The sequence below is a fragment of the Streptomyces sp. Y2F8-2 genome, from assembly GCF_014905555.1.
In the GTDB taxonomy this organism is placed as follows: Bacteria; Actinomycetota; Actinomycetes; order Streptomycetales; family Streptomycetaceae; genus Streptomyces; species Streptomyces cynarae.
This window is the reverse complement of sequence record NZ_BNGS01000004.1, coordinates 710,104-719,695: the sequence shown is the minus strand read 5'-3', so window position 1 is coordinate 719,695 and position 9,592 is coordinate 710,104. Positions and strand designations below refer to the sequence as shown.

Below are 9,592 nucleotides of genomic sequence, written 5' to 3'. Positions count from 1 at the left end.
TCTAACAAAAGCCGTTGATCATGTGACTGTCGGCTGATCCGCTCGTTGGTGTGGTCGTGGGGAAGAGACAGTCGCGGCCGTGGATCGTGTCGGATGAACTGTGGTCGCTCATCGAGCCGTTGCTGCCGGATCCGGGTCCGAAGCTGGTCGAAGGCCGGCCACGGGTGCCGGACCGGCAGGCTCTGTGCGGGATCCTGTTCGTGCTGCACACCGGCATCCAGTGGGAGTACCTGCCCCAGGAGCTGGGCTTCGGCTCGGGCATGACCTGCTGGCGGCGCCTGGCCGCGTGGAACGAGGCGGGCGTGTGGGACAAGCTGCACGCAGTGCTGCTGAAGAGGCTGCGGTCGGCGAAGAAGCTGGACTGGTCGCGGGCGGTGATCGACTCCTCCCACGTCCGGGCGGCCCGGCGGGGCCCAAAAGCGGTCCCAGCCCGGTCGACCGTGCACGGCCGGGCAGCAAGCACCACATCCTCGTCGACGGGCAGGGCATACCGCTCGCGGTGTCGCTGACCGGCGGCAACCGCAACGACGTCACCCAGCTGCTGCCCCTGCTGGACAAAGTTCCTGCCGTGGCCGGCGTTGTCGGCCGGCCACGACGCCGACCCGACATGCTGTTCGCAGACCGCGGCTACGACCACGACAAGTACCGTCGCCTGCTCTGGGCCCGCGGCATCCGTCCCGTCATCGCCGAACGCGGGCAACCGCACGGCACCGGCCTGGGCACCTTCCGCTGGGTCGTCGAACGCACCATCTCCTGGCTACACGGCTTCCGCCGCCTGCGGATCCGCTGGGAGCGGCGAGACGACATCCATGAGGCGTTCCTCGGCCTCGCCACCTGCCTCATCACACACCGCCACGTCCAACGCCTTTGTTAGGACCTCTAACTGCCTGTTCTCTATCCGCTTGCGTGGTCGGGTGGGTTCGAACAGCGGACTGGATCGGGTGAGTTGGCCGATGCCAGGGCATGGACGAGGGGGCCTCTTGGTAGCTCGCGGTTGTCGAGTCCAGCGAGAATCAAGAGGCCCCGTTGTCGAAGTGTCGCGTGGTCGCGGTTGCTCGGTCCAGTTCGTCCACTCCTGCGTGTGACTGCCTCGCCCACAGGTTCGGGAACGCCTGCGACCGGCCGGATCGCCGGCCCCGCTACGGCTCGGACATGAGCGACGCGGAGTGGGCTGTGGTGAAGAATCTGCTGCCGGTTCCGGGATGGCTGGCGGGCCGCGGCGGCCGACCGGAGGGCTACTGCCACCGGCAGATGATCGACGCGGTGCGCTACCTCGTCGACAACGGCATCAAGTGGCGGGCGATGCCGTCCGACTTCCCGCCGTGGCCGCGGGTCTACGCCTTCTTCGCCCGCTGGCGGGACACAGGGCTGGCGGCCGAATTGCACGACAGGCTGCACCAGGCGGTCCGTCGGGCGGAAGGTCGTGGCCCGGAGCCGAGTGGGGCTGTGGTGGACTCGCAGTCGGTGAAGGCGGACGCGACCGTCGCCCACGCCTCACGCGGCTTCGACGCAGGCAAGAAGATCAACGGGCGCAAGCGGCATCTGCTGACCGACACGCTCGGGCTTCTCCTGGCCGTGCTGGTCACACCGGCATCGGTGACCGACAGGGACGGCGCCCGGATCCTCCTGCCGCAGGCAGCCGGCCGCTTCCGGCGGCTGGCGCGGGTCTGGGCCGACGGCGGCTACACCGGTCACCTCACCGACTGGACCAGCCAGCATCTCGGGCTCGTCCTCGACATCGTCCGCCGGGGCGAGGATGTCCGGGGATTTCAGGCACTGCCCCGCCGCTGGGTCGTCGAACGGTCCTTCGCCTGGCTTCTGCGCAGCCGGCGCCTGGTCCGGGACTACGAGCGACGCCCCGACACGAGCGAAGCCGTCATTCGATGGTCGATGATCGCACTCATGAACCGCCGCCTGGCCGCACGACCTCATCGGCCTGCTGCCCTGTCTGCAGGGTGAACCTTCCGGGCTTCGTCTCCACCAGCCAGCCCCGTTCCACCAGCCTCTTCAACCGTGCTCTCGCACCCTCGACCCGCGAGGCGGAGGCGCTGTCCCAGCCGAGCACGACGGCCGCCCGCCGGGCGCCCAGCCCGTCGTCTCCGGCCTCCGCCGCAGCGGCCATCACCGCCTGGTAGTCCACCGACAGGTCTTCGACCCCGGCCGCGTTCTCCCGATGCGGCACCGCACGGCGCGGGCCTACCGGCTTTCTCTGCGACGGACCGCCGACCGCCACGGCAGGTGCTTCCTCCTCGGCCAGTGCCTCCAGATACTGCTCGAGCCCGATCACCCGGCGTCTGAGGATCTCTTCGGCGTCCGTCAACTCCGTCCGCACCCGGTCGAGTTCGGCTTCGAGTTCCTCCACCCGGACCATCGCGGCCTTCCGCCGCGCTTCCAAAACCGCCCGCATTGACGGCATCCGACACCCCCACGGCGACTCGATCAGCAACGAGTCGATGCTTCCGTGACCGCCCCAATCCCATGTCTGACCAGCGGTATCCGCACACGGGGTTCGGAAAGAGAACGACCTCTAAGGCGAAAGGTGCGCGGAGCAAGGCCGCCGCCGGGGCCAGGCACGCGAGGACTTCGTGCTGGAGACGGTGTACTGGGACGCTGGCACCGCCCGGCTGTTGTCCCGGCTGTTGAAGGGCCGCACACGCGGGCCGGTGTTCGTCACCCACCGCCGCCCGGGGCCGGGCAAGGTCGTCAGCCCGCGTGACGTGTGCCCGGACACCGGGCTGGCCCGGCTGTCGTACGGGCAGGCCCGCGCCCTTCTCGACGAGCACACCGCCGTGCACGGGCTGGGACCTGCACGAATACCGTCACTCCGGCCTCACCCACCTGGGCGAGGCCGGGGCCAGCCTGCTGATGCTGATGGCCAAGTCGAGACACAAGAAGCTGGAGAACGTCCGCCGCTACTTCAAGCCCTCGCCCGACGCCGTTGCAGAGATCACCAGTCTCTTCGCCCCAGGTGACAGCAGGCGCTGATCGTGACGCCTGCTATGAGGTGGCGTCGGCCCACAGATCGGTGCTGTGGGCCCCGATGAGAGCGCTGATGTGGGTGAGTGCGTCACTGACCGGCTGCGGGTCGAGTCGGCGTCCGTCACGCAAGCGCAGTGCGACGTGATCGTCAGCGGCCTCCTTGGCACCGATGACGGCTTGGTAGGGAACCAGGCGGGCCTCTCGGATTCGGGCGCCCAGGCTGCCGCGGTCCGGTCCCGCGATCTGGGCGCGCAGTCCCAGCCGGGTGCAGCGTTGGGCGAGGGCTGCGGCGTTCGGCAGTTCGGTGTCGGAGATCGGGAGGATCACCAGCTGAGTGGGGGCGAGCCAGGCAGGAAAGGCCCCGCCGTGCTGTTCGATGAGATGGGCGACGGCTCGTTCCACGCTGCCGATGATGCTCCGGTGGACCATGACCGGGCGGTGTTTGGCGCCGTCCGCGCCGATGTAGTGCAGGTCGAACTGCTCGGGCTGGTGGAAGTCGACCTGGACGGTGGACAGGGTGGACTCCCGGCCGGCGCCGTCGGTGACCTGGACGTCGATCTTGGGGCCGTAGAACGCGGCCTCTCCCTCGGCTGCCTCGTAGGGCAGGCCGGAGCGGTCGAGGACGTCGGTCAGCAGTGCGGTGGAGCGCTGCCACTTCTCGGGTGCGGCAACGTACTTGCCACCGGGCCCTGGGAGGGAGAGCCGGTACCGAGTGGGGGTGATGCCGAGCGCCTCGTACGCCTGGCGGATCATCTCCAGCGCCGCCTGCGCCTCCTCGGCGACCTGGTCCAGGGTGCAGAAGATGTGCGCGTCATTGAGCTGGATGGCCCGCACCCGGGTCAGCCCACCGAGCACGCCCGAGAGTTCGGAGCGGTACATGCCGCCCAGTTCGGCCATCCGCAGGGGCAGTTCGCGGTAGCTGTGGGAGCGGGAGCGGTAGATCACCGCGTGATGGGGGCACAGGCTCGGCCGCAGGACGACCTGCTCTGCGCCGAGGTCCATCGGGGGGAACATGTCGTCGCTGTAGTGAGCCCAATGCCCCGAGATCTCGTACAGCTCCCGCTTGCCGAGGACCGGTGAGTACACGTGCTGGTAGCCCGCCCGGCGCTCGGCGGCACGGATGTACTCCTCCAGGGTGTGCCTCACGGCCGCGCCGTCGGGCAGCCAGTACGGCAGGCCGGCGCCGATCAGCGGATCGGTGTCGAACAGGCCCAGTTCACGGCCGAGCTTGCGGTGGTCGTGCGCGGTGGTCATCGCGGTCTCCTTGCTGGTTGCGGAGCAAGTGACCGGGCCTACGACGAAGCCCCGGGGCACTTGCCCCGGGGCTTCGGATCAGATCATCTGTCAGCGCGCCGGGACACTCTCCGGCGTCGTCGTCATAGCGGCGCGCTTCATGTCGCAGACGTTAGCAGGACGCAGCGATGTCCACACGGTCATTCCTCGTCAGGAGTGCCCGGGTCACGCAGGGGTCGCAGGCCGCCGAGCAGATCTGGCAGTTGGAAGGAATACCGGCCGAGCATGTTGATGTGATGCCGTACAAACGGTGAGAGGCGGGCCACGTCCTCGTCACGGACCTTGAAGCCGTCCGCGCGCAGCTGGTTGACCCCGGCGTCCATATAGCGGGTGTTGAACAGCACGAGCGCGTTGAGGACCAGTCACACGCGGTGTCAGGAGGCCAGCACGCGCGCGTGGAGTTCCGTGACGATCTTGCGTGCCGAGGAGATCGCTCCGTGCTGCCAGGCGTCCAGGTAGCTCAGGTAGTCACCGGCGAAGTACACGTTGCCCTGCGCCGTGTTGAGCGGTGCGTACGCCGGCGCATCGGGGCCCCCGGGCATCGAGTGCCAGGCCCCCTCGAGGTACGGGGCCAGCTTCCACTGATGGGAGAAGGAAGCAGCCAGCTCGGTACGGTACTTGTCGCCGTGGATCATGACGCCCTGCGCGACGGCACGCTCCAGCCGTTCGGCCGGAGTGAGCGCCGAGTACGCGTCCGAGTGGGCACCGGTGTTGTAGTAGCCGATGATCAGGCCACGGTCGCCGAGGTGGCCATAGGACGGGTACCAGATGTGGTCCAGGTCCATGTCGGTCTCGGTGATGCCGCCGAAAATCTTGAAGTCCTTCTCCCACCAGCGGCTCTTGTACTCGAGGCCGATCTTGGAGGCGTTGGAGGGCTTCACGGCGAGGAGCGCGGTCTGCACCTCGGTGCCGAGGTTGTGCGGGGTCTTCGCAAGGATGTGCGGTGCCAGGGTGGCAATGCAGTAGTCGGCCTCGACCACCCGGGTACGGCCGTCCTGGGTGTAGGTGACGACTACGCCTTCCGTGGTGTTCTTGATGTCGGTCACGGCCGCGCCGGTGCGGATCTTCTCGTGCCCGATGGCGCGCGCGAAAGCCTTGGGTATCTGGTCCATGCCGCCGACCGGCTGGAACATCAGCATCGCCTGGTCGTAACCGAACTCGAAGGAGAAGTAGCGGCCCACGTTGGAGGCGAAGACGTCCGACAGCGACGGAACACCGCCGAGTTCCTCGCCGGGCGTGCCGGCGGCGCCGGGGTCGACGGTGAATCCGCGGTGTTCGGTGCCGGTGTACGTGTAGTCGGCGCCGAGGGAGCCGTAGCTCTTGAGGAAGGTGAGCAGCCGCTCCTTGTCGTCGGCCGTCAACTCGCCGTCGAGGGCACCCGCGTTGGTCGCCTTGGAGAGCAGCTCGGAGACGTAGCCGTACACGTCGGCCTTCGCGGTCCGGTACCGGACCGGCTTCGTCATGCCCTTGCCCGGGTTGTAGATGAACGCACTGGCATTGGTGTTGGTGAAGACCTCGATCGGTACGCCGAGTTCGCGGCAGTAGTCGAGGGTGACCATCCACTGGGCGAGGCGCGCCGGCCCCGCGTTCATGTACTGGCCCTCGCTGAAGCGGGCCGTCTGGCTGACGCCGTTGATGTCCGTGAGGCTGTCGCCGCCGCGGATGGTGAGGTTTCGGCCGCCGACGCGGTCCCGAGCCTCGAGGATCGTACAGTCGTAGCCGGCCTTCCCCAGCTCGTAAGCGGAGGTGAGACCCGCGATGCCGCCTCCGATGACAACCACTCTGGCGGGCTTGCCGCCACGTCCCTGAAGGGTGAAGTCGCTGCGGCGCGGCGCCTGGAAGGACGCCTCCTTCTCCGCCGCGTAGGCGGCCGTGGGCGCGAGGCCGAGTGCCCCCATGGTAGCGAACATGGCTCCGGCGCCACCGGCGACACCGACGCGGCGCAGGAATGCTCGGCGACTCGTTCCGGGCCCGACCTGAGGCTGTGCCATGACTGGGCCTCCCTTTCGATCTTGAATGAAGACCGGGGAAGCCTCCCAATGGCCGGTTACGGCCCATGGATATTGATGTAACCCACACGTTTCTACCAGCTCGCGCCCCGAAGAGTCGCGGGGCCGTATCGATATGCGACTCCGTCGCGTGGGCACGAGCAACCACAACCAAGGCGCACACAACGGACAACGCGCATCCGTGACCCGCCTGCTGGAACGCTACGGTCACCGGCCGCCCTGCGTAAAGCCGGGCGCCGCAAGATGGTTGAGGTGATCCCGCCCAAGGCGCCAGGCAGGGCCCAGCGGCTGATCGACGACGTCTTCGACACGGTCGACGAGCAAACCGTCGTGATCCCGGGCACCGGCACACTCGACGCCGTGATCCCGTCCCTGGCCCGCTCGCTCGCGGCCGTCCAGAATCAGCGACGAGCCCTGGAAACGCAGATCGGACAGTTGCTGGAGGCTCACCCTCTCCCCCAGTCCTGACCTCGACAATGCCGTTGCTTTTGCGGTGTGCGTGGTGTTGGGCCATGCGGTGTTGATGTCGCGTCTGGAGCGGCTGGGGTTAGGCATCCTGACTCGGTCGTGTCCTGCTGAGCTGGTGGATCGGGTCGTTGCCGAGGTCGGGTGTGCGGAGAAGCGCCGGCGTGTGCTGTCGACCCGGTTCACGGTGTACTTCGTGCTCGCACTGTGCCTGTTTCCGCAGGCCGACTACCTGGAGGCCTTGCGGTTGGTGAAGACCGGCGAGCCGACGCTTCGGCCGTGGGCCGGGGTGAACAAGTCCTCTCTGACACGGGCGAGGCAGGGGCTGGGCTGGCCGGTGATGCGAGAGCTGTTTCGGGCTGTGGCCCGGCCGCTGGGCCGGAGCACGGAACTCTTCCACGGGCTGCGGGTCCTGGCCCAACGCAGTCCGATGGGCTATCCACAGGCCCGGGTGGTCGCGGTGACCGAGTGCTACACCATGTTCGAGACGTAACGTTCGCCGAGGACGCTTCCCAACTGCGGACCGGCACCGCCCCTCGCGCCATGGCCACCTGGCGCAACCTCGTCATCGGCGCCCTCCGCCTCGCAGGGAGCACCAATATCGCCGCCGGCCTGCGATAGAACGCCCGCGACGCACGACTCCCCTCGCCCTCCTGGGACTCACATCACCACAAACCCGACTACGCCCAAGCCCTGGGGCTTACGTGACCACGGAACGGCATCCCATCGAGGCTCTGCCCACGGGCCTACTCGCCCGGCGGAACTCGAACGAAGCCCTCGGTCCAATCGTCCTCATCGAGCTCGCAGGCGTCGAAGTAGAAGCACTCCGGTTCATCACGGAAGCCTGGTAGCAGTCGAGCCTGACGCACTCGCTCTTCGACCCGTTCAAGGGTTGAGTAGATACCGAGCAGCTTTACGTCGTCGCCGTCCGACTCGTCGCAGTACACGCCGCTCTCATCGACGTGCACTGTCGAGCCGTCGTCGCCAGCTTCGTTCTGATGGCCGACATGCCACAGCGGATACACGATCACGGGCGCGAAGCTACCAGCACTCGAGTTCGTGGAGCCTGCGACTTTCGGCGCCCCTCACCTCCCGGGGAGCCCGTGATCATAGACCGGGCATCATGCGACTTCGCCGAGGCCCTGCACTGGCTTCCAAGCCGCCGCAGGGGTTCGGAGTACGAGCAGGCCGCCCACGACTCGGCGAACGGCCCTGCTTCCCTGCAGCGTTGCGCTGCCTGCGGTCAGCTCTGGTCGGCCGTGCGGCGCCTGCGCGCGAGGAGACACCGGCCGCCCCTGTTTTTGCTGGAACGGCAAGAATCTTTGCTGCCTGGTCTGCGTCGATCGCATGGTGGCGGCATGAGCGACTTCGATGTGATGCAGGCCGGTGAGCAGACCTGGGATGTCGTGGTGGTCGGGGGCGGTGCCGCCGGTCTTTCGGCGGCCTTGACCCTGGCTCGGGTGCGCCGGTCGGTGCTGGTGATAGATGCGGGAGAGCCCCGTAATGCTCCGGCCGTCGGTGTCGGAGTCCACGGAATCCTCGGCCATGATGGCATCTCCCCGCTGGAGCTGCTGCGGCTGGGACGGGAGGAGGTCCTCTCCTACGGCGGCCGGGTCGTCGCAGGCCGAGTCGCGCAGATCCGCCGGGACGGCGCGGCGTTCTCGGTCGTCACCGAGGGCGGGCAGCGCGTGCGGGCGCGGAGGGTATTGGCGACCACGGGCCTGGTCGACGAGCTGCCGGACGTGCCGGGACTGGCCGAACGGTGGGGCCGGGACGTGGTGCACTGCGTCTACTGCCACGGCTGGGAGATCCGCGACAGGACGATCGGTGTGCTGGGCAGCTTCCACCAGGCGCTGCTGTTCCGCCAGATGTCCAAGCACGTCACGCTGTTCCGGCACACCGGGGCGGAGGTGACCGACGAGCAGTGGGAGCAGCTCGCCGCCCTTGGAGTTGCCGTCGTGGACGGTGAGGTCACGGGTCTTGAGGCCGATGGCGAGGACCGGTTGGCAGGGGTGCGACTGGCCTCGGGAGTGGTGGTGCCGGTGCAGGAACTGGTGGTCGCCCCGCGGTTCGTTGCTCGTGCCGGCTTCCTCGACGGTCTTGGTCTGACCGTGCGCGAGCACCCCATGGGCGTGGGTGAGCAACTTGAGGTGGATGGGTCGGGGTTCACCGGAGTACCGGGCGTGTGGGCGGCCGGGAACGTCAGTGATGTGCTGGCGGGGGTTCCGGCCGCCACGGCGGCCGGGGTGACGGCGGCGGCCGCGATCCACATGGACCTGCTGACGGCTGACGCCACGGCCGCCGCCTCCCGCGTGGGGGACGGGAACGCGTTCAGCGGGCGGATGGAGGCCGAGGTGTCCCGACGTGTGCTGGGCGCGCGTGCGCACGGTCTGAAGCCGTTCTTCGACGCCGGGTAGTGACAGAAGCCGTTGCCGGCCCGGCAAAGACTCCGGGGGTGCGGGCCCTGAGATGGGCCCGTTCACCCCGGCGCCCGAAGAGGACGAGGAGTTCGACGGTCTGGTTGTCATCGAGGCCGAGCCAGTGCGGCACGTGGGTGTCGAACTCGGCGGCTTCACCCGGCTTGAGGATCAGACGCTGCTCATTCCGCCGCGTACGCATCCGATGGGAAAGGCGCGACGACATCCACGACGCGTTCCTCGGCCTCGCCGTCCGCCTCATCACGGCTCTGTCCGCAGTCCCGTGGCCGCCTGCAGTACACCAGCCGCACCACCACGCTCTCCCGGACAACGAGCAGCACGGTCGCCGGGCTACTCGCCCCGTCGCGGCGCGGTCGTCCATCGACGGGCTGGTCGTTCTCCGCCGGGTGGGGCAGCCGGGAGACGCTG

General features: G+C 68.3%; 8 protein-coding genes and 6 pseudogenes. 7 read left to right on the top strand and 7 right to left on the bottom strand.

The annotated features are described in order from the left end of the window. Positions 1-50 precede the first annotated feature (50 nt). Together SY2F82_RS17645 and SY2F82_RS17640 are read left to right on the top strand one after the other, a co-directional pair. Positions 51-874: pseudogene (locus tag SY2F82_RS17645) on the top strand (IS5 family transposase). Between the two features lie 278 nt (positions 875-1,152). Beyond that, positions 1,153-1,959, top strand: a complete 807-nt coding sequence (locus tag SY2F82_RS17640) for an IS5 family transposase (protein WP_236041561.1) — start codon at positions 1,153-1,155, stop codon at positions 1,957-1,959. Here the strand turns inward: SY2F82_RS17640 and SY2F82_RS17635 are convergent. Next, positions 1,901-2,407: a hypothetical protein gene (locus tag SY2F82_RS17635; protein ID WP_200420056.1), complete on the bottom strand. Its 507-nt coding sequence runs from the start codon at positions 2,405-2,407 to the stop codon at positions 1,901-1,903. The two genes, SY2F82_RS17640 and SY2F82_RS17635, sit on opposite strands and share 59 nt — an antisense overlap. A 107-nt stretch (positions 2,408-2,514) precedes the next feature. On the opposite strand from SY2F82_RS17635, the pseudogene SY2F82_RS38970 reads away from it, so the two are divergent. Continuing rightward, a pseudogene (locus SY2F82_RS38970) lies at positions 2,515-2,985 on the top strand (site-specific integrase); the annotation flags it as partial. Positions 2,986-2,997: 12 nt separating this feature from the next. Here the strand turns inward: SY2F82_RS38970 and thrS are convergent. The 3 genes and pseudogenes from thrS to SY2F82_RS17615 all read right to left on the bottom strand — a co-directional run bounded on the left by thrS (position 2,998) and on the right by SY2F82_RS17615 (position 6,263). Beyond that, the gene (thrS, locus tag SY2F82_RS17625; RefSeq protein WP_200420001.1) at positions 2,998-4,233 is read right to left on the bottom strand and encodes a threonine--tRNA ligase; all 1,236 of its coding nucleotides are present in this window, start codon (positions 4,231-4,233) and stop codon (positions 2,998-3,000) included. 179 nt (positions 4,234-4,412) lie between these two features. Continuing rightward, positions 4,413-4,634, bottom strand: a pseudogene (locus tag SY2F82_RS17620) (Tn3 family transposase); the annotation flags it as partial. A 12-nt stretch (positions 4,635-4,646) separates the two neighbouring features. Then, the gene (locus SY2F82_RS17615; RefSeq protein ID WP_200420000.1) at positions 4,647-6,263 is read right to left on the bottom strand and encodes a flavin monoamine oxidase family protein; all 1,617 of its coding nucleotides are present in this window, start codon (positions 6,261-6,263) and stop codon (positions 4,647-4,649) included. Positions 6,264-6,459: 196 nt separating this feature from the next. On the opposite strand from SY2F82_RS17615, the pseudogene SY2F82_RS17610 reads away from it, so the two are divergent. From SY2F82_RS17610 to SY2F82_RS38965, 3 genes and pseudogenes are all read left to right on the top strand, one after another. Further along, positions 6,460-6,743 (top strand): annotated as a pseudogene (locus SY2F82_RS17610) (IS110 family transposase); the annotation flags it as partial. A 61-nt stretch (positions 6,744-6,804) separates the two neighbouring features. Further along, positions 6,805-7,239: a transposase domain-containing protein gene (locus tag SY2F82_RS17605; RefSeq protein ID WP_236041581.1), complete on the top strand. Its 435-nt coding sequence runs from the start codon at positions 6,805-6,807 to the stop codon at positions 7,237-7,239. Beyond that, a pseudogene (locus tag SY2F82_RS38965) lies at positions 7,218-7,364 on the top strand (ISAs1 family transposase); the annotation flags it as partial. The gene SY2F82_RS17605 and the pseudogene SY2F82_RS38965, both read left to right, overlap by 22 nt. 128 nt (positions 7,365-7,492) lie before the next feature. On the opposite strand, the gene SY2F82_RS17600 reads toward SY2F82_RS38965, so the two are convergent. Beyond that, entirely contained in the window at positions 7,493-7,777 is a 285-nt protein-coding gene (locus SY2F82_RS17600) for a hypothetical protein (RefSeq protein WP_200419999.1), read from the bottom strand. A gap of 327 nt (positions 7,778-8,104) precedes the next feature. On the opposite strand from SY2F82_RS17600, the gene SY2F82_RS17595 reads away from it, so the two are divergent. Beyond that, positions 8,105-9,163, top strand: a complete 1,059-nt coding sequence (locus SY2F82_RS17595; protein WP_200419998.1) for an NAD(P)/FAD-dependent oxidoreductase — start codon at positions 8,105-8,107, stop codon at positions 9,161-9,163. Between the two features lie 40 nt (positions 9,164-9,203). On the opposite strand, the pseudogene SY2F82_RS39905 reads toward SY2F82_RS17595, so the two are convergent. After that, positions 9,204-9,347: pseudogene (locus SY2F82_RS39905) on the bottom strand (XRE family transcriptional regulator); the annotation flags it as partial. Continuing rightward, positions 9,346-9,504, bottom strand: a complete 159-nt coding sequence (locus SY2F82_RS39515) for a hypothetical protein (protein ID WP_268980398.1) — start codon at positions 9,502-9,504, stop codon at positions 9,346-9,348. The gene SY2F82_RS39515 and the pseudogene SY2F82_RS39905, both read right to left, overlap by 2 nt. Positions 9,505-9,592: the final 88 nt, after the last annotated feature.